General features: G+C 46.8%; 19 protein-coding genes and 1 pseudogene. 7 read left to right on the top strand and 13 right to left on the bottom strand.

Features of this window, described 5'->3' with window-relative positions:
* The first annotated feature begins 90 nt into the window (after positions 1-90).
* Complete coding sequence (locus NDA06_RS19360) at positions 91-951, top strand: MBL fold metallo-hydrolase (RefSeq protein WP_190986680.1); 861 nt, start codon at positions 91-93, stop codon at positions 949-951.
* A 245-nt stretch (positions 952-1196) separates the two neighbouring features.
* On the opposite strand, the gene NDA06_RS19355 is transcribed toward NDA06_RS19360, so the two are convergent.
* From NDA06_RS19355 to NDA06_RS19335, 5 genes are all read right to left on the bottom strand, one after another.
* Positions 1197-2045 carry an alpha/beta hydrolase gene (locus NDA06_RS19355; RefSeq protein ID WP_190986679.1) on the bottom strand — a complete coding sequence of 283 codons (849 nt, stop codon included), beginning with the start codon at positions 2043-2045 and terminating at the stop codon, positions 1197-1199.
* 486 nt (positions 2046-2531) lie between these two features.
* Positions 2532-2813, bottom strand: a complete 282-nt coding sequence (locus NDA06_RS19350; RefSeq protein WP_190412920.1) for an antibiotic biosynthesis monooxygenase — start codon at positions 2811-2813, stop codon at positions 2532-2534.
* Positions 2814-3133: 320 nt separating this feature from the next.
* Complete coding sequence (locus tag NDA06_RS19345; RefSeq protein ID WP_190986678.1) at positions 3134-3991, bottom strand: nucleotidyltransferase domain-containing protein; 858 nt, start codon at positions 3989-3991, stop codon at positions 3134-3136.
* Between the two features lie 553 nt (positions 3992-4544).
* On the bottom strand, positions 4545-5882 hold the full coding sequence (locus tag NDA06_RS19340) for an ATP-binding protein (RefSeq protein WP_190986677.1): 1338 nt from the start codon (positions 5880-5882) through the stop codon (positions 4545-4547).
* 8 nt (positions 5883-5890) lie between these two features.
* A complete protein-coding gene (locus tag NDA06_RS19335) occupies positions 5891-6442 on the bottom strand; it encodes a heme NO-binding domain-containing protein (RefSeq protein ID WP_190986676.1) in 552 nt (183 codons plus the stop codon).
* 677 nt (positions 6443-7119) lie between these two features.
* Between NDA06_RS19335 and NDA06_RS19330 the strand changes: the two genes are divergently transcribed.
* Entirely contained in the window at positions 7120-7320 is a 201-nt protein-coding gene (locus NDA06_RS19330) for a hypothetical protein (protein ID WP_190531224.1), read from the top strand.
* Between the two features lie 19 nt (positions 7321-7339).
* Here NDA06_RS19330 and NDA06_RS19325 read toward each other — a convergent pair whose 3' ends face one another.
* The 3 genes from NDA06_RS19325 to NDA06_RS19315 form a co-directional block, all read right to left on the bottom strand.
* On the bottom strand, positions 7340-7864 hold the full coding sequence (locus tag NDA06_RS19325) for an alpha/beta fold hydrolase (RefSeq protein ID WP_347277053.1): 525 nt from the start codon (positions 7862-7864) through the stop codon (positions 7340-7342).
* Entirely contained in the window at positions 7774-8229 is a 456-nt protein-coding gene (locus NDA06_RS19320) for an alpha/beta fold hydrolase (RefSeq protein WP_347277051.1), read from the bottom strand. The genes NDA06_RS19325 and NDA06_RS19320 overlap by 91 nt, the downstream gene beginning before the upstream one ends.
* A gap of 888 nt (positions 8230-9117) precedes the next feature.
* Positions 9118-9849 carry a hypothetical protein gene (locus tag NDA06_RS19315; RefSeq protein ID WP_190986675.1) on the bottom strand — a complete coding sequence of 244 codons (732 nt, stop codon included), beginning with the start codon at positions 9847-9849 and terminating at the stop codon, positions 9118-9120.
* A gap of 150 nt (positions 9850-9999) precedes the next feature.
* Between NDA06_RS19315 and NDA06_RS19310 the strand changes: the two genes are divergently transcribed.
* A complete protein-coding gene (locus NDA06_RS19310; protein WP_190986674.1) occupies positions 10000-10683 on the top strand; it encodes a response regulator transcription factor in 684 nt (227 codons plus the stop codon).
* Positions 10680-12152 carry an ATP-binding protein gene (locus NDA06_RS19305; protein ID WP_190986673.1) on the top strand — a complete coding sequence of 491 codons (1473 nt, stop codon included), beginning with the start codon at positions 10680-10682 and terminating at the stop codon, positions 12150-12152. Before NDA06_RS19310 ends, NDA06_RS19305 begins: the two co-directional genes overlap by 4 nt.
* A 58-nt stretch (positions 12153-12210) precedes the next feature.
* Here NDA06_RS19305 and NDA06_RS19300 read toward each other — a convergent pair whose 3' ends face one another.
* Positions 12211-12411 (bottom strand): hypothetical protein, encoded by a 201-nt coding sequence (locus tag NDA06_RS19300; RefSeq protein WP_190986672.1) that lies wholly within the window; start codon positions 12409-12411, stop codon positions 12211-12213.
* Between the two features lie 208 nt (positions 12412-12619).
* On the opposite strand from NDA06_RS19300, the gene fusA reads away from it, so the two are divergent.
* The 3 genes from fusA to NDA06_RS19285 all read left to right on the top strand — a co-directional run bounded on the left by fusA (position 12620) and on the right by NDA06_RS19285 (position 16317).
* Positions 12620-14704 (top strand): elongation factor G, encoded by a 2085-nt coding sequence (gene fusA / locus NDA06_RS19295; protein ID WP_190412929.1) that lies wholly within the window; start codon positions 12620-12622, stop codon positions 14702-14704.
* A gap of 224 nt (positions 14705-14928) precedes the next feature.
* The gene (locus NDA06_RS19290) at positions 14929-15282 is read left to right on the top strand and encodes a DUF6464 family protein (RefSeq protein ID WP_190412930.1); all 354 of its coding nucleotides are present in this window, start codon (positions 14929-14931) and stop codon (positions 15280-15282) included.
* 285 nt (positions 15283-15567) lie between these two features.
* The gene (locus tag NDA06_RS19285; RefSeq protein ID WP_190986671.1) at positions 15568-16317 is read left to right on the top strand and encodes an SDR family oxidoreductase; all 750 of its coding nucleotides are present in this window, start codon (positions 15568-15570) and stop codon (positions 16315-16317) included.
* A 44-nt stretch (positions 16318-16361) separates the two neighbouring features.
* On the opposite strand, the gene NDA06_RS19280 is transcribed toward NDA06_RS19285, so the two are convergent.
* The 4 genes and pseudogenes from NDA06_RS19280 to NDA06_RS19265 form a co-directional block, all read right to left on the bottom strand.
* Positions 16362-17060, bottom strand: coding sequence for a glutathione S-transferase N-terminal domain-containing protein (locus NDA06_RS19280; protein WP_190986670.1), 699 nt, complete (start codon positions 17058-17060; stop codon positions 16362-16364).
* A 114-nt stretch (positions 17061-17174) separates the two neighbouring features.
* On the bottom strand, positions 17175-18005 hold the full coding sequence (locus NDA06_RS19275; protein WP_348251813.1) for a dienelactone hydrolase family protein: 831 nt from the start codon (positions 18003-18005) through the stop codon (positions 17175-17177).
* Positions 18006-18351: 346 nt separating this feature from the next.
* Complete coding sequence (locus NDA06_RS19270; RefSeq protein WP_190987263.1) at positions 18352-18915, bottom strand: GNAT family N-acetyltransferase; 564 nt, start codon at positions 18913-18915, stop codon at positions 18352-18354.
* Positions 18916-18981: 66 nt separating this feature from the next.
* Positions 18982-19081 (bottom strand): annotated as a pseudogene (locus NDA06_RS19265) (IS5/IS1182 family transposase); the annotation flags it as partial.

Raw genomic sequence — 19081 nt, 5'->3', positions numbered from 1 at the left:
ATTCTCATACCGACCGGAGCAAATGCAAACGTCGAGTGAGGTGCAGAAATCAATACCCGTAGGCAAAAAGTAGTTTAAAGCAAAACACTTATGCACATTCATCATCTCAATTGTGGCTGTATGTGTCCGGTCGGTGGGGCGCTCTTTGATGGCTTCAGTCGCGGTCTGACGGCTCGCCTCGTCTGTCACTGTCTGCTCGTGGAGACGAACCAGGGACTCGTTCTAATCGATACTGGCTTTGGTCTGCGCGATGTTAAGTCACCTTACGAGCGACTCAGCCCGTTTTTTATTCATTTCAACGGTATCCAGTTCGATCGCAAGTACACGGCGATCGCTCAGGTCGAGCAACTAGGATTTTCCGCACGGGACGTGCGCCATATCGTGCTTACCCACCTCGATTTCGATCATGCTGGTGGGCTGGAAGATTTCCCTGAAGCAACCGTACACGTAATGCAGACTGAAATTGACGCAGCGCGGGATCGACACGGCTTCATTACCAAAGGGCGCTATCGTCCAGAGCAGTGGGACGAGGTAAAACGCTGGAAGTTCTATTCGCCAGGGGGCGAACCCTGGTTTGGCTTCCAGGCAGTCCGCGATCTTGAGGGACTACCGCCAGAGATTCTCCTCATCCCACTTGCGGGTCACACACGGGGTCATGCTGGCATTGCCATCCAGACAGGAGATAGTTGGCTCCTGAATGCAGGCGATGCCTACTTTTACCGACACGAGATGGACTCCTCCGAACCACGTTGCACGCCGGGAATGCGTTTCTACCAATGGATGATGGAGGTGGATCGAGAAGCGAGGCTCCACAATCAGGATCGGCTGCGTGCATTATCGCGCGATCGCAGTAACGACGTGCGCCTCTTTTGCAGTCACGATGCGATCGAGTTCAAAGCCTTCGCCGACCAGTCCAGCGACCCTCAGAACTTGAAAATGCATAATTCATGAAGTCTGCGTCAATCAGATTGATGGAAGAGGCAGGAATTGAGAGCGATCGCGCTGAACAGCAGGAGGCTATGCTCAGTGAGTCCCCGATCTGATGTTTGAGGTCAAGTCCAAAACTGACTTCTTATTTAAGTTGCGTCAGAAGACTCAGGAATTTTTAGCTCTATGAACACAGGTTAGGGTTTTAGTTGACTTGCGATTAGTTTATATGAAGATAAGAAAATGTTAGGCTTCCTATCAAAAAAGGGTTAGCCATTAAAAAGCCAATCGAGTAACTCTTTGTCGAATAGCTCTGGCTCTTCAAAGTGAGGCGCATGGCTGCTCTTCTCAAATATGCGGATAGTAAGATTACTAAACTTGTCTCTTACTCCTTCCCACATATAGGGTGGTGGAACGAGGTAATCGTAGCGACCAAGTGCAAGCAATACAGGTACTTGCAACTTATCTAAGTTCTCAGTAATATCTATATCCCGAAAAACCTCGCCCCAGACATAATCAAACATAGCCATATTGACTTCTATACCTTCCCAAAGTTTTGTCGCGTCATAGTTGTAGTCAAACCAACTTTTGGGTCCCATGAGAAGGCAATAAGTAATAAAAGCTTTCTCAGGTGCAGCAGATATTTCTTCAGGCAACCTGGTCAGGTTTTTAGCAAGAGCCGCTTTACGCTCAGGACAAACAGAATCATTCAGATAACGTTCCGCAGCCAAATGCCCTTCATGGGAGTAATTTGGTCCTAAGCACATCATTACCACATGAGACACATTGGCAGGATATTTCTTGGCATACTCCAGCGCCATAAATCCATGACCTGAATGACCAATAACAATAATCTTGCCAAACCCTAGCTCTTTCCTAACCAGTTCAATATCATCAACCAGTGAGTCTAACTGGAACAAAGAGGTGTCTTTACAATTATAAGGAGGTGAGAAACCTCGATGATCGATAAAGACCAACTTTAGACTGCTACGAAGATTGTTAGAAAACGTTCTAGAGTAATACAGTGAACTTCCAACCACGATGGTAGGAGTACCGTCACCCTCAACAATATACTGAAGCTTAAAACCGCTTGAATACACATGGCCTGTTAAAGACATATTCTTACTTCTCCAGATTTCATCTGCTTAATCATAAATACAGAGACGACCGCCATACAGTCTAGGATTTACTATGATTCGTTCAAGTAGTTTCGACATTTTAAGTAATCGCTTAATTAAATGTTAATACTAGGATAAAGTACACTTTTGCAGCGTACTGGGTTCAGGGATGGATTGACATAGATGTAAAACATGCATCCTCGTACAGTTGCGATCGCGTCTTCACAGCACCATCCAATCGTTTAGCAAATTTGAAGCCATTAGCACCAGAAGTCTTAGCTATTTTAGCTACAGTAGCAAAAGGACAAGCTACGGTAGTCAGTGCGTAAAAATAGAGGTCAGCAATGTCCAATTACTACCATTGAACGATCGTGCTGTATCAACTCATAAATCCTCGTCCTTCCTTAGTGGAATTTTAGGAGAGGCGAGTTGGATTTGTGTCATAGACACGCAGACAGACTTGTAGGGAATTTTTACTACCCGATCCTACAAAGTGCCTGACTCTAGTTGCTCCAAGTATATGAAATCAGGAGCCTTTACTCCGGCTTCAGCTCTGATTCTAATGAGTTTAGGAGATTCAAAAAAACGCTTGGCATCGTCTATCGATGTCCACAATGAGAAATGCACCACTTTGTTGGGATCGCTTTCATACTTTAAGACCTGATACGACCTCTCTCCAGCTTCCCTTCTGATGTCGGATGCATTGTCAAAAACCTTCTTCCACGACTCGTAGTCTTCAACTTCATGGATAATTAACACGTATTGCATAATTTATCTAGCTAGTAGTGTTTCTTTATTAACCTAACCGATGCTTGGGACATTGGTGTTGGTAGTAGTGGATCGCGAGCTGAGGCTCCATGATCAAGATCGGCTACGTGCATGATCACGCGATCGCAGTAACGACGTGCGCCTCTTTTGCAGTCACGATGCGATCGAGTTCAAAGCCTTCACCGACCAGTCCAGCGACACTCAGAACTTGAAAATTCATCATTCCTGAACTCTGCGTCAGTCAGATTGATTCAGGAACCAGAGCTAAGGCGATCGCGGCAAGCAACAGGAGACTATGCTCAATACTAGCCCCTTAGACTTTACATAACTAACCGACGATTGCCATACCATTGACTCAAATCATGCTCAATTCCTTCAAGGATTGCGATCGCATCCATCATTGATTTTGCATCAGCCGCTAACAAAGCAAATACTGACTCAATCCGTTGTTGATAGTTCTGTGGGCAGAGCGCAAAGCTGTTGGCAACTGCCACCGCACCTTTCTCATTCAATAGGTATTCTTCATTGAGTGCAAATAATACCTGATTCATACAAGCTACGCTACGGAAACAGCAACCTGCTGCATAGGCAACATCACCGCGTGCAATTGCCTTTTGTGCAATGAACAGTGAAAAACTAATTTCCCAGGCAAAAGTATTAATAGTTGCTTGTTTAAGCTGAATAGGATAAGGGGTTGTCTTTGCCTTTAAAGCGTCTAAAACGTTATACGGATCGTGAAGTGGCAGACAAATTGCAACTTCACCCATATAAATAGAGGACACAAAGCCGTGTGGATGCCCTGGTTGGTAATCAATAGTAATTTGCCCAGTATGACAATCACCAATGACACGATTAACCTGAACCACATCACGATAGAGAAAATCTACAGAGACACCTTCTATCTTTAGCCAACCACCACCATTAATCCATTTTCCCCATCCACCAATTGGGGTAATTAGATTTGCGCGGTGGCTGTCGTCAAGTTCAGAGGCGAGGTGATTTAGAGCAGTCACATCAAGCGGATTCTCTGGGTTGTAATAGATTCCCAGATCCACATCTGACTTCTGTGTATGGTTGCCTCGCGCCCTTGAACCACCTAGAGCGATCGCTGCAATTCCCTGAATTGACTGTAAACGTTCAACAACACGGTGGATCAACTGAGGCAATTGCTGATTCATATTGACTTCATTTTTCCACCAATTCAAACCTATTTCACATTAAATGCTAACGGACAAGCTTCAAATAATACCCTCACTCATCACATAAGCTGCACAACTATTAGTTGTACCGTATTCGCTATCAAACACCACCCGCTTCAACTATATTGTTCCTCTAGATAAATCCACATATGATTCTGTTGAATAGTCTGTATGTAGCTGAATCGAACCGATTAGGCTTTGAGTCCAATGAGAGCGATCGCGGCAAGCAACAGGAGACTATGCTCAGTTAGTCCCTGCTTTGATGTTTGAGGTCAAGTCAAAACAGATTTTGTGCCCAATCTGCGTCAGAAGATTAATAAGAATTAAGCAATTTGCAGCATACTAGGTTCAGGGAGTAATTCACCTTCTGCAAGCTATGCATCCTCTTACATTTCGATTACGTTTTTACCATTACGAATTGCTTCCTCACGAGTTTTGCTATGAGTGCAAGACATAACAAGGCGATCGCAAAATGGAATCGTGTGCGATCGCTCAGTAACTTTATCCCTTGACCTAGAGAAACATACTGCAATTAGGAAAGTGGAATTTTAATAGTAAATTCGGTTCCCTTTCCTACTTCAGAAATTACCTCGATTGAACCATGATGTTTTTCAATAATTTGATGGCTGATTGATAGTCCTAATCCTGTACCTTTGCCGATAGGCTTGGTCGTAAAGAATGGAGTAAAAATTTTCTCTTGAATTTCCAGAGGAATGCCTTTTCCATTATCTTGAATGCGAATACAGGCGTAATTCAATTCATTTACACTGGTTTGGATCGCAATCTGCTTGGATTTTATATCTGTCTCTAATAATTCATCAGCAGCATTAGAAAGAATATTCATGAAAACTTGGTTTAGCTGGGCTGGATAACACAAAACTTTTGGCAGACATCCATAGTTCCTAACAACCTCAACATCATGTTTCAGCTTGTGATTTAGAATTAATAATGTACTCTCAATTCCTTCATGTAAGTCCACATTTTTTTGTTCTGCTTCATCTAATCTAGAAAAGTTTCGTAATGACAAAATAATATCTCTAATGCGATGACCTCCCATTTCCACAGATGAGACGAGACTGGGTAAATCCTCCAGCAAAAACTCCAAGTCGATTTCCTTCATGTAATTAATGATTTCAGGAGAGGCTTGAGGAAAGTGTTTTTGATAGAGGTTGAGCAGGCTTATTAAATCCTTAACATAGTTGTTTATGTGGCTAAGATTACCGTTGATAAAGTTAAGCGGGTTGTTGACCTCATGGGCAATTCCTGCCATCATTTGCCCCAGTCCAGACATTTTTTCAGCCTGAATCAGTTGTGATTGAGTTTTCTGTAAGTTTTCGATCGCCTGTTCTACGGTTTTAGCTCTCGCCTCTGCCAGGACAGCGATCGCCTCTTTTTCTATCAAAGCATCTTTTAATTTGGCCTGCTGCTCTGTCAGTTCGTCCATCAAGTTACTCTTTGCTTGTAAAAGAAAGAGAAAATCGGTAACAGAGTCGTGAATTGCGAAGTCTTTTAATTTAATTCCTAGTTGGTTTAATTGGCTAATTTCCGTAACGACCGGGGAACCCAGAAAAAAGATAACCTCGCTGTCAGTAGCAGGCATCATCTGCCCTTTTAGAATCATTTCACTATGAAGCGATTTCAGCGTAAAGATACTGTGAGATTGCTTACTAATGGCAGCAAAATTAACATTTTTAATAATGGGACGCTTAATCTGGAAGCACCGCTCAAGTTGTGACCCGATGATTTGAGGAATAAGCCTCTGCAAAACCTCTCCCGATTGTACGATTGTGCGATCGCTCTTAAACACAAAATGAAATGGGAAAGCTTGAGCAAACAATTGAGGCGGCAAAGTCAGATCGGGAGGGTGCATAAAAACGCTCAGTGAGGCTTATACTGAATCGAGAACTCATCATGGTCTGCACCTTCAGACTTGGTTTGAATCTGAGTAACGACGACATCCGTATCTAAACGTGTCCCCAATCCTTGCACCAATCCCAAGACCATTGGAGCTAATCCCTCTCGGTGTGAATAATAGTGGAGGTGCAACGTTTGTTCTTCAACTTCCTCACAGGTGAAGGATGGAGGCTGTAGTTTCGGAAAACTGACTCCAATGCGAGTATGGAGATCGTCCAGGTTCTCTAAAAATTCGGGAAGCGTATCACCGCTCATTGCCATCAGTTCCCCATACCCTTCTTCAGCGGTGTATTGAACCCAGAACTCTCCAAAAGCTTGCATGATTTCTGAAGCAGATAAACCCAAAACAAGACTTGCAGCTTTTACAAGTCTGTGGGTCACATCATCGGGGTAAGACTCCATGCTGATGAATGCATCCACCTCGACCTCAGACTTATGGAGAATCTCTTTCCAGGTTTCTTCACCGAAGCGACTACAAACCATATCGTGAATTGCTTTATTGACTAAGCCGTACATAAAATCTCCTGTAGTGCTGTTTTAGACTTTTTCATAATTTGCCTGCAACCCTCGTGAGATTGAGTTGCGGGAATCGGCTGACAAAATCTTTTCTTTAGAGCGCCTACTTCTAAGATAACTGCACCAAGTTTGGTACTACTGGAGTAGTTATAGCTTTACTACTTAAGAGCGATCGCTCCTCATTCCTTCCCTAGCTGCTGCACAAAGGCAGTATGTTGTGGTGCAGCCAACCCTGACTGGCACGATAGGCACGTTTTTTATCACCTACAGCGATCGCGCCGAACGACAGAAAGCTGCATTGAGATTGTTAGACCGCCGTGTACAATAACTAAACACTCAAGTCCAGCTATTAGCTAAACACTTCCTTTAAATGTGTTCTCAAACTTTCAATATTGTTCCACCGAGACATTAGGCTGGGACTGGCTAACGATTTTGCTTTAGTATCTTGCCACCCCCAATCTGCTCTCATGACATCTTTATCGAGGGGAATACGGTGAGGATCGGTGAAATCAGCAACGCAATCTACCTCCACCCATCTGAAAATGCCCCATTCACCCAGTTTCCATTGAGATTGATCTTCACTTCCTTCCTTGACCAGTTCAACTATGTGCGTTAGATGTGGAATACAACGAGGCTATCCCAAGGTTCCTAATTCAGCCAACAGCTTTGTACCCTAAATCGTTGAGATTTCTATCAAACTAACTCGATTCCAACTTCCCCAGGCGGTTCAAACACACTTGCAATCTTTGTTGGCTCGTCAGGATAAGGGTCATACGCCGTCTCCAGCAGAACAACAAGAAGCAGAAGGACTTGTTGAACTGGCAGAATTTTTATCCTTACTATATTTGCCCTCAACGCGGGTGATGAAGCAAGCATAGATGACAACGGAGTTCTTAGTTAGACGACTGCTAGGCAGGTATCGAGTGCTGTAGCAAATGGCTCAGGCGCATCAAGCATGAGCCAGTGTCCTGTAGCGGGTAGAGTGATTGTGGTTAGTGCTGGACGGAGGACGTGAAGGCTGAACGGCGAGTTATTCGACGGAGCAAGAATAGCGTGAGCGCGTGCTCCCGGCGAAGCGAGGTACTCATCGAGAGCTTCCACTGCTTTAAAGGCGAACAAACCGCGAGACGTTCCAAGCAGCCGATCCTTTGGGGTGGCGGCAAGGCGGGCGAGTATTTGCTCTTGCGTTGCCGAGGTGCTTCCTGCCAGTGCGTTGCGGAAAGAGTCTTCCAGCACTGCTCGCCAGTCGTTAGTTGCCAGCGCTGCTTGCATCGGAGCTATTTGTGACTGATATACCTCTGGGGGGCATTGAGTGCAATCTATTGGTGGATCTACCAGTACCAACTGCGCGATCGCGTTAGGTTTAGCCGCCGCCGCAGCGAGTGCGACGCAAGCTCCGAAGCTGTGCCCAACGAGCGCGATATGCTCAAGTCCAGTTTAGCCGCCGCCGCAGCGAGTGCGACGCAAGCTCCGAAGCTGTGCCCAACGAGCGCGATATGCTCAAGTCCAAGGGCTTCTAATACAGCCAAGAGATCGGCTGCACACGAGGCGGGAGAGTAGTCATCATCCTCAGGCGGTGAGGAAGCACCGTGTCCCCGCAAATCGATCGCGATCGCACGTCGAGTCCGGGCGGCATAAGCAAGTTGTTCATCCCAGAGGTCTGCGGAACACGCCATACCATGCACAAACACTACTGGCAGTAGCTTGCATTCCATAGTGGTGACAGGTGCAGCGGCTTCAAGGATATGAATGCTAACGTTCTGAGCAGCGAGAGTTATTAAGTTCATACTGCTTTCCCTTGAGCCTTAATTGCTTCAGATAATCGCCATTACCCTACAGATTAATCTTAAAGCATTGTCTCTAGCCCAATTTCTGCTCAAACACTGGTCAAGCACCTCAAGTACACAAACTGCTGTTCCTGTCCCTGCTATGTGATTAGCCCTGCTTACTGCTTCTATTCTACTTGAACAGGCTTTATCTCCTGTTCGTTGAATGCGGTGAGGCTAGCTCTCAGATTCCCATTTGACCAGTGTATGGCTGTGAGATGATACTTGTAGTCTTCTCCGTATTTAGCGCGATAATTGTACATTTGTTTTAAGGTCTAACGGCTAGCGTTATCGATTGCAGATCAGCTTGAACTCAGCACAAGAAGCATTAGTCAATCCGGTACACGCAGTTGTTAGCCATGCCACTAAACAAGTTAAAGTTCCATTTGCATATTACAACCCTCATAAGGGCAAGGTCGTCCAACTCCTTTCCGAAACTATGACTATCTAAACGAATTTGATATGACCTCAAAAGTGTTCCCAATTTAAAATCCCGGCACTCGTATCCTGAATGCCGGGAAAGATTTAAGTCGCTGTGCCTATATCAGATATTTCCAGTTTCCGTAGAATCAATCTGATGCTGTGAGGTTTTTCCACTAAACTACCCCCGCATACTTAGAGCAGGGAGCGGGATTTGAACCCGCGTCTCGCAACGCTTGTTCCACAGAGAATGATACAGGGAGCGATTTTCAAAATGAGATTGGAGCAATAGCTTGAGCTTTATTCTGAGCTTAATGCGCTAGGGCGGCTTTACCATTTGCCTACCCCCAGATAGACTGGGGGGCAGGACTTGAACCTGCAAATACCCTGCTCGCTAAAAATGAACTTGTACTCCAAATCCAGTGTAGTTTAATCTGCAAATAAATAGCCAAAAATCGCATTAGCAACTTGCCGCTGCTGCACTTCCCTGCCATTGGCTTCTTCTCTAGCTTGAATCACGGCTTTTTGTAACATATCCACTCTACGCAGCATTCGATTCACGCGGTCTTGAGGAAGTGCTCCTGAGAACTCAATCAAACTCCAGGTTCCTTCCACAATATCTTTGGAAACCTCCTTGATTTGAGCGGGGTGATGTTCCGTTGCTTCATAGGCAACGACAAAATCAGTAATTTTCTTGGTTTTTACAGTTTCTTTGGGGCTGGTGACGTAGCATCCTCGATTGGGGTCATGCAACCAGTCTTTGTCAATCGACAGCACGGGTAACGAAGCAATGAACGTCTTCACATCCTGAAGCTGCTTTTCGAGAAATAATAGATAGGAGACAGGAACATCTGCAATAATAGTCTGTCCATCTACTGTTACAGATGCTTTAGCCTCAGTATTAGCATAGTCCTGAGTAGCTGCTAGGTCTAAAAATTCAGAGCAAGATTGCACAAACTTTTCGATCAACTCATCAGCCTTCAGCGTCAGTTTTTGTGATTCAGGAGGATATACGAATCCATCCTCTTCTCTAGGCTGGTAAGTTCTGCTCAATCCTTGAAACAAGGTACTCTTCTGACCCAGTTGCGATACTTCGGCTTTGCCTTTGTTGGCATTTGCTTTAACAGATTGCAACACAGCGATCAACTGATTTAGCTTCATAGAATTACCAAAATTGGTCAATTCAATTATTGCCTAGCCGATAGAGTCAACTTCTGATTTGGCAGGGAAAACTTATTGGGACGTGTGGCTTACAGATAACTACAGGTTACACTGAATAAACGCCCAAGCCGTCCGACGCATGAGAAACCCATGCATATTCTGTTCGTTGAAGATGAAGCGAAAATTGCCAACTTCGTCCGAGCCGGATTGAAGGAACAGGGTTTTGTTGTCGATTACTGTGACAACGGAGACGAGGGGTATGCTCGCGCCTTGGACAACGAGTATGACGCGCTCGTGCTTGACATCATGGTGCCGGGAAAAGATGGTTTGTCTATCCTCAAGAGCCTGCGCCGGAAAGGACAGAATGTACCAGTCATTTTGTTGACTGCTCGTAATGAATTGGATGACCGACTTGAGGGTCTAAATTTGGGTGCTGACGACTATATCGCGAAACCATTTTTTGTGGAAGAACTCGTTGCCCGGATTCATGCAGTGATACGTCGGACTGCGGGCAATCGCCAAAATCTAGTCTGCGTTGGTCCCATCAAGCTCGATCGCATCACGCGAGAAGCCACTTGCAATCAACATATAGTTGAACTCACCACCCGCGAGTTTAACCTGTTGGAATATCTAATGCGATCGCCTGGACGAGTCTTCACCCGAACGCAAATCTTGGAACACATCTGGGGCTATGACTTTAATCCCAATACCAACGTAGTCGATGTGTGCGTTCAACGGATTCGCAAAAAGATTGATTCCATCGGTGGCGCGGGTTGGGTTGAAAGCATTCGCGGCGTTGGCTATCGATTTCGCCAATCAGAGTCTCAAGAGTGAAGTTGCGTTCCTTCCGTATCCGAATTGCTCTATTGTCTGCTGTTCTGGCAGGTAGCGCCCTAGCAGGGTTTGGATTAATTTCCTGGTGGCTGATTTATGAGGCGAAAGTGAGCCGTCTAGATGCAGAATTGGAAAGCCAATTGATGCGGGCAGGTCGCCCTCGACCGCGCGATCGCTGGCAGTCTTATGAAGACTCACTTGGGCAGTCGTTTAGAACCGATACAAAAACAGCGATCGCCTTACTAATAATCGGTGCAGATAACAACGTGCTGTATCGTTCCGAGCAATGGACTGCCGATCTCGATACCAAAAACCTTTGGACATCCCGCCCCCAATTGCTGCCGTTTCCATCACCCCCTTCCGAGCGACCAACGGCCCCCTTTTCCGAAGCCAACCCGCCATTTCCAGAGCGATCGCAACCGCCGCCGGATCGACCTCCGCCTACGCCTCGATTCGTCACTCAGCGCACCGCCAGCGGAACATGGCGGATTGGTGCCGTTACAACACCTTTTGCTCAAATTGCGATCGCAGTGAGTTTAAACGCGATCGCAACTGAGATGGTCGTCATCCGCAACATCTTCCTGATTTCAATTCCAGGGGTACTTCTGCTTGTAGCCGGGGGTGCGTGGGCAATTGCTGGAAGCAGCTTGCATTCCATCCGACGGCTAACCACGAGTATTGGGAATGTCACCGCTAGCGGTTTAGAACAACGGATTCCTATCGGGACAACGGATGTTGAATTTGTCGAGTTAATTCAGGTTTTCAACAAAATGTTGGAACGCCTGGAACGCAGTTTCAAACAAGCGTCCCGCTTTAGTGGAGATGCTGCCCACGAACTCAAGACTCCGCTAGCGATATTGCAAGGGGAACTGGAACGCACTCTGCAACAAGCCGATCCCGGCTCCGAGGTGCAACAAAGCTTGAGCAATTTGCTGGATGAAGTGCGCCGACTGACGGGGATTGTGCGTAAACTGTTGCTGCTTTCTCTAGCAGACGCTGGACAAATGAACCTGCATCGAGTTGAGGTAGATTTGTCTGGTTTATTAACTGAGATGCTGGAAGATATCGAACTGCTCGCACCCCATTTGGAGATTCAAACAGAAATTGCTGATAGTTTGCGCGTAAAGGGCGATCGCGACTTACTCATTCAAGTCTTGCAAAACTTGATTAGCAATGCCATTAAATATAATCTCCCGAATGGCTGGATTCGGATTCAGGCTCGTCGTCAGAGTACAGATGTGTTGATTACTATCAGTAATTGCTCTCAAGGGATTCCTCTGGATGAGCGAAACCGAATTTTTGACCGTTTCTATCGCGGCGATCCAGCCCGAACCCGCAAAGTAGAGGGAATTGGATTAGGACTGAGCTTGGCGCGGGAAATTGCGCGATCGCATCGTGGTAATCTGACGCTTGATCCGACATTATCTGGACAGACCGCATTCACTCTAACCTTACCAGTAGGCTTGTAAAAGCAGCGTTCTTTTTGTACAGAGCCAGCGTTCTTTTTGTACAGAGCCAGCTTTCCCGTTACTCAGTTTTCGTTGAGAATATGCCTTGAATCGCGAAAGCGATCGCTTTCGGGTTTCTCAAAGCTGCTAACCGCTCCAACAAGAGCCGCACAAGCACAATACTAGAGCCGCCAGCAAGCGAACTCCGAACCTCTGGCTTGGTAGAGAACAGTGAAATTGGCGCGATCGCACTTTTGCGGCGGCGATATCGCTGATGCAAATATGTCTAATCTCTCTAACCACTGTCACCTTGACATTCCACAATTTACAATTAGTAATGTCGCCAGAGAAACGCAAAAGGATTTCTTTGTATTCCGCGTAATTGAAATCCAGCCTGCACTGGCTACAAAGGCAATATTGATTTCCTGGCTTGTAATGCTTGCAGGTGGTCGCCAACGGTTCGTTGTATTTACTCTAGAGACCAATTTATGAAAGACCTGACTCGTTATCGAAACATTGGCATCTTCGCTCATGTCGATGCTGGCAAGACCACCACAACTGAAAGAATCCTGAAGCTGACAGGTAAAATCCACAAAATTGGTGAAGTACACGAAGGCGCGGCGACGACGGACTTCATGGAACAGGAGCAAGAACGCGGGATTACGATCCAGTCGGCTGCAACTACCTGTTTCTGGAACGATCACCAACTGAACATCATCGATACCCCAGGACACGTTGATTTCACCATTGAGGTCTATCGTTCCCTGAAGGTTCTCGATGGCGGTATTGGTGTTTTCTGTGGTTCAGGCGGAGTCGAACCGCAATCTGAAACCAACTGGCGCTACGCCAACGACTCCAAAGTCGCTCGCATCGTCTACATCAACAAGCTCGATCGCACCGGCGCTGATTTTTACCGAGTCGTCAAGCAAGTCGATCAAGTGCTTGGAGCCAAGCCACTGGTGATGGTGCTGCCAATTGGCATTGAAGAACAGTTTTGTGGCGTGGTCGATCTGCTGACCCGTAAGGCATGGGTGTGGGACAACTCTGGCGATCCGATGAACTATAAGATCAAAGATGTTCCTACCGACATGGTCGATCAGGTCGAGACCTACCGCGAACAGTTGATTGAGCTAGCGGTTGAGCAGGATGATGCTGTGATGGAACAGTATCTCGAAGGGGAAGAGCCGTCGATGGAGGATATTAAGCGTTGTATCCGCAAGGGTACTCGCGACTTGGCGTTTTTCCCGACCTACTGCGGCTCGTCGTTTAAGAATAAGGGCGTACAGTTGGTGCTGGATGCCGTGGTTGACTACCTGCCGAACCCGATGGAGGTCAAACCGCAGCCAGAGATCGATCTGGAAGGGAATGAAACAGGCAGCTTTGCGCTTGTCGATCCAGACAAACCATTGCGGGCACTCGCGTTTAAGATCATGGACGATCGCTTCGGTGCTTTAACCTTCACGCGCTTGTACTCCGGGACATTGTCCAAAGGCGATACCGTACTGAACACCGCGACAGGTAAGACTGAGCGGGTCAGCCGTTTAGTTGAGATGCATGCGAATTCTCGCGAAGAGATCGACTCAGCTCAGGCGGGCGACATTGTAGCGATCGTCGGCATGAAGAACATCCGAACCGGACACACCATCTGCGATCCCAAGAATCCCGCGACGCTGGAGCCAATGGTCTTTCCAGAACCCGTCATCTCCATTTCGGTCAAACCGAAGCAAAAGGGGGGTGAAGAAAAGATGGTCGCCGCGCTCACTAAGATGGTGCAAGAAGACCCGTCTTTCCATATGGTGACAGATGAGGAGAGCGGCGAAACAATTCTCAAGGGGATGGGTGAGCTACATCTCGACATCAAGGTGGACATTCTGAAGCGCACCCACGGGGTTGAAGTTGAGGTGGGTAAACCTCAAGTAGCCTACCGCGAGTCGATTACGAAACGCCTCGAAGACAGCTACGTCCACAAGAAGCAGTCTGGTGGTTCTGGTCAATTTGCCAAAATTGGCTATGTAATTGAGCCGGGTGAACCAGGCAGCGGCTTCCAATTTGAGTCAAAGGTGACAGGTGGTACCGTGCCGAGAGAGTATTGGCCAGCAGTGGAAAAAGGCTTTGAAAGCTGCGTCGATCGCGGTGTATTGGCTGGGTTCCCCTGCATGGACTTGAAGTTCACGCTGCTTGAAGGGGGTTTCCACCCGGTGGACTCGTCAGCAATGGCGTTTGAGATTGCTGCAAAAGCCGCTTATCGGCAGTCTGTTCCTAAGGCTGCGCCTCAGCTGCTCGAACCAATCATGAATGTTGATGTCTTCGCACCAGATGATTACATGGGCGATATCATCGGCGATCTTAACCGCCGCCGAGGGATGATGAAATCTCAGGAGACAAATCAGACGGGGGCACGCATTAAGGCAGATGTGCCTTTGAGCGAAATGTTTGGCTACATTGGCGATCTGCGTACCATGACATCTGGGCGCGGACAGTTCTCAATGTCGTTCTCACACTATGCACCTTGCCCCAGTAACATCGCAGAAGAGGTGATCAAAGAAGCGAAAGAGCGTCAGGCTGCACACTAGGGCATTGGCTCCGATGAAGCGATTTGTCGGAGCCAATAACCGATAGCAATCCTCAATCAGTCGTGAGATTTTTGCGTAGTGTGAGCGTCCTGCTTGCGTTGAATCCCAGGCAAGATGACCGCACTACGTATTCTTATGACTTTTCTTAGGACTTGAATAGGACTGCTGTATATAGATGTGAATTTGATGCAAATTTTCTGGCGGTCTGTCGATATTAATTTGTTATGAAGCTGAATCCTTTGCCTACAGAAGTCATTCTGAGCCATCCCCGTTCTACCCTGAGTCATCTATATCTAGACTGGAATCCTGAGCCTGGAGCCTATTTAGAAGTCGAGGGTCAAACATATATGGTTTTAGAACGTAGGCATCGCTATCTGCTCAAATCGGGCCGTTATCAGCTTCACAAAATTGCTCTTTACGTTCAAAAGTTCGATACCCCGGCAGAGTGTAGTCTGTTGGACGGGCGCTGGGTAATCGGAGATATCACCTGCTCATACAATGCTCGCTCTGAGTTGCTTCGATGTACGATTAATCCTAGTGGGCCTTGCGATCGCTGCGTTCATTATCAGCCCTTTTAGAATCGCTCTTTATCCCATCAGTTGCGGCTTAATGCCATCTTCGGGTTGCTACAACGATTCGAGCAATAAAGAGCCATTTTATATAAAAAAGTTTAAACTTTGTCTTGCCAACGGATGACGTGACGTACTTCGCTCAGAAGCCCTAAATCCTAGTAGCGTCGGTAGTTATATTAATCTGCATCGATAAAGGTAAAACCAAAGTGTTTCTGCTTAACCTTCTGCTAGCAGATATTCTAGCGTTTTCACGGCAGGAGTCAGACGCAGCTTAGAAATTAAGGAGTATGGATGACTGGGAAATTAGACGGAAAAGTGGCAATCGTCACTGGTGCATCGGCTGGCATTGGTGAGGCGACTGCGATCGCGCTAGCAGCAGAAGGCGCACAGGTAGCGATCGCAGCACGACGTTTTGACCGGCTGAATGCGATCGCAGATGGCATTGCAGCGACGGGTGGAAAAGCATTGTCAATCGTGGCAGATATCACGGATGAAACTCAAGTTCAGAACCTAGTGCAAAAAGCCAACGCACAATTTGGTCGAGTCGATATTCTCGTCAACAATGCGGGCATTGCTTTGTCAGGTAATATTGAGGGAGCAAATACCTCTGACTGGCGACGCATGCTCGATCTCAACGTTCTGGGATTGATGTATGCAACTCATGCGGTTCTGCCTATCCTGAAGGCACAAGGCTCGGGACATATCGTTAACATTTCATCCGTTGCAGGTCGAACCGCACGAGTAGGAATCGGTGGCTACAATGCGACAAAATGGGGAGTCAATGGCTTCTCGGAATCGTTGCGCCAGGAAGTATGCAAGCACAACATTCGCGTCACCATCATCGAACCAGGCATGGTGGATACGGAAATCGACAGCCACATTACCGATCCAATAGCCAAACAGCGCACCGAAGAACGGCGTAAATCGATAGTACCCCTGCAAAGCGAGGACGTTGCAGCCGCGATCGTTTATGCCGTTACTCAGCCGCCGCGCGTGAATATCAACGAAATTCTAATTCGACCCACCGATCAAGACTGGTAGATCGCAAATAGCGAAGCGGCTGTTTCTGTGAGAACCGCTTAAATTTAGCGCTTGACCGTATCGGCGGACTGATTGAACAACAGATCCCGCGCCTGATCTGGAGTGATTACTTGATCTTTAAAAGCTTCTGCTTTCTCATAAGCGCGAATGGTTGCAGGACGGGCTTTTATCGCTTCAAACCAGCGTTGCAGGTGGGGAAAATCTTCGATCTTTTGGTTTTGCTTTTCGTAGGGCACGATCCAGGGATAAGCAGCGATATCGGCAATAGAATAAGCGCCCGCAATAAATTCGCGATCGCTTAATCGTTTATTCAACACTGCATACAAACGTCCCGTTTCATTCACATAGCGATTAATCGCGTAGGGAATTTTTTCAGGGGCGTATTGAGTGAAATGATGGTTTTGTCCTGCCATCGGTCCGAGTCCGCCCATCTGCCAAAATAGCCATTGCAGAACCTCTGCGCGATCGCGAATATTTGCTGAAATCAACTTTCCGGTTTTTTCTGCTAAATACAGCAGAATTGCACCAGACTCGAAAACAGAAATCGGTTCGCCACCCTCAGCAGGTTCGCGATCCACGATTGCAGGGATGCGATTGTTGGGGGAAATCTTTAGAAACTCTGGTTTAAACTGATCGCCCGTGCCAATGTTGATCGGAACGAGGGTGTAGGGTAGCCCAACTTCCTCTAGAAACATAGTAATTTTGTGTCCGTTTGGCGTCGTCCAATAGTAAAGGTCGATCATGATGATGTCTCCTGAATATTACAAAGATTAGGTTTTAGCGATCGCTTTCAGCGCCGAACTGACAGCTCAAAGATAATTAATGTATGGTTGCCATGCGCTGAATGTCTCCAAATCCTACACGCCATGCTGCTTAAACCATGCCTGGAGGCGTTTCCAACCATCTTTGGCTTCTTTCTCCCGGTAAGAGGGGCGATAATCGGCAAAAAAGGCGTGGGGTGCGTTGGGGTAGACAATGATGTCAGATTTGCTGCTGCTGAACTTCAAGCGATCGCGCATCTGCTCTACTGTATCCAGGGTAATCCCCGTATCCTTGCCACCATAGAGTCCAAGAATCGGGACACTCAGCGCCGAGGCTATATCGACGGGATGTTTGGGTGTCAGTTCGGTAGCATTGCCCACCAGACGCCCGTACCAAGCCACGCCTGCCTTGACTTGGGGATTGTGCGCTGAGTACAGCCAGGTAATGCGTCCGCCCCAGCAAAAGCCGGTAATCGCCAATTTATCGGCATTCCCCTCGGCTGACTTTACCGCCCAGTCTACCGTAGCATCCAGATCGGACAGCACTTGGGCATCCGGTACTTTGGCGACTACTTGGCGAATTTCATCAACGTTGCTTAACTTTAAAACATCGCCCTGGCGCACAAACAATTGGGGTGCGATCGCTAGGTACCCCAATTTGGCAAAGCGACGGCAAACATCCTGAATATGCTCGTGTACGCCAAAGATTTCCTGAATCACCAAGACAATCGGGAAATTTCCACTTTTTGCTGGCATCGTCCTGTAAGCTGGAATCTCGCCATCTTTAACCGGAATTTTCACCGCACCTGCGACTAATCCCTTGGCATCAGTCGCAATCGTTTTGGCAGAAATGGGTTGCACTGCTAGGGCAAAACCTGTTGTTAGGGTAGCAGTAACCATAAATTGGCGGCGCGTGATTTCTTTCATCCTCTTTACCTTGAGCTATGCAGTCTCAATCTTAGTTAAGGAGGAAATGAGCTGTAACCAAACAGCCATTAGGCAGATGCAAGAGCTAAGAAATTTAATTATCAAGATCGAAAACAAGTGTAAACGGAAAATAAAGTTATTGACTAGAAAATAAATTTTTACCTAAAAAATAAAGCTTTCCACGGGTAAATACCTGGGGTGGTTGGGAGGTTATGAATGGGACGCGATCGCCCTCAGCTAACCCACCTGTCAACCACTGGACACGCGCCGCTACTGTGTGCGAGGCGATCGCATAGAAACACAACTTACAGCTTTAATCAAGCAGATGCGCTCTTAAAGAAATTGGTTAGGAAGATGGCACTGCGAATCCAAGTATGAAGTAGAATTTGCCGTTAAACTCAAACTCTCTGAGCATCTCCATACCAAGTTTTTGAGTATGCGCCCGAAGACTTCGCAAATTGTCATTGACTACGAAAGCAACGCCAGCATTGAACTGTGTGGCGACTTGAGCAAGAAGTGCCTGAAATAAACCTTGTAAGATACCACTTCCACGGTAAGTAGTTGCAATACAAACCGGACCATACCAAAAGGAACGGTAATTGCTTAAAGGTTGCCTATTAAACATTATTTCTGGATACAAGCTCATTATATATTTGAGCAAAGGAATCTCCTGAGAGGATTCTTGAGTTGTTGCACAAACATATCCAACCACTTGTTTCTCCTGCACAGCAACAATTACGGCCAAATCTTCGTTGATTGTTGCTAGATGAGAATCATCCTTAAAGTCAATTGATAGAAAGCCATTCTGCCGCTCTATCTCAGACAAGTTAGAGACGAGATTCTTTTTATGCAAAGCGAGAATTTCAGGATAATCAGCCGCTACTGCTCGTCTAAAAATGATGTTCGTCATTTTTATTAGACCTCTTGCAAATTAGATTGAAAATAGATAGAGAGCGCCGTAATCTAGGGCGTGTCATCAATTCAACCAGATGACCGTAGCAGCGAGGTGAATCGCACCGAGAAAGTTAACCGCACGCTTGTCGTAGCGCGTTGCAATCGCTCGATACTGCTTGAGT

Origin of the sequence: Trichocoleus sp. ST-U1 (assembly GCF_039961835.1) — a bacterium.
Taxonomy (GTDB): domain Bacteria; phylum Cyanobacteriota; class Cyanobacteriia; order Cyanobacteriales; family FACHB-T130; genus FACHB-T130.
The sequence above is the reverse complement of the archived record's forward strand: the minus strand, read 5'-3'. Positions and strand labels throughout refer to the sequence as shown.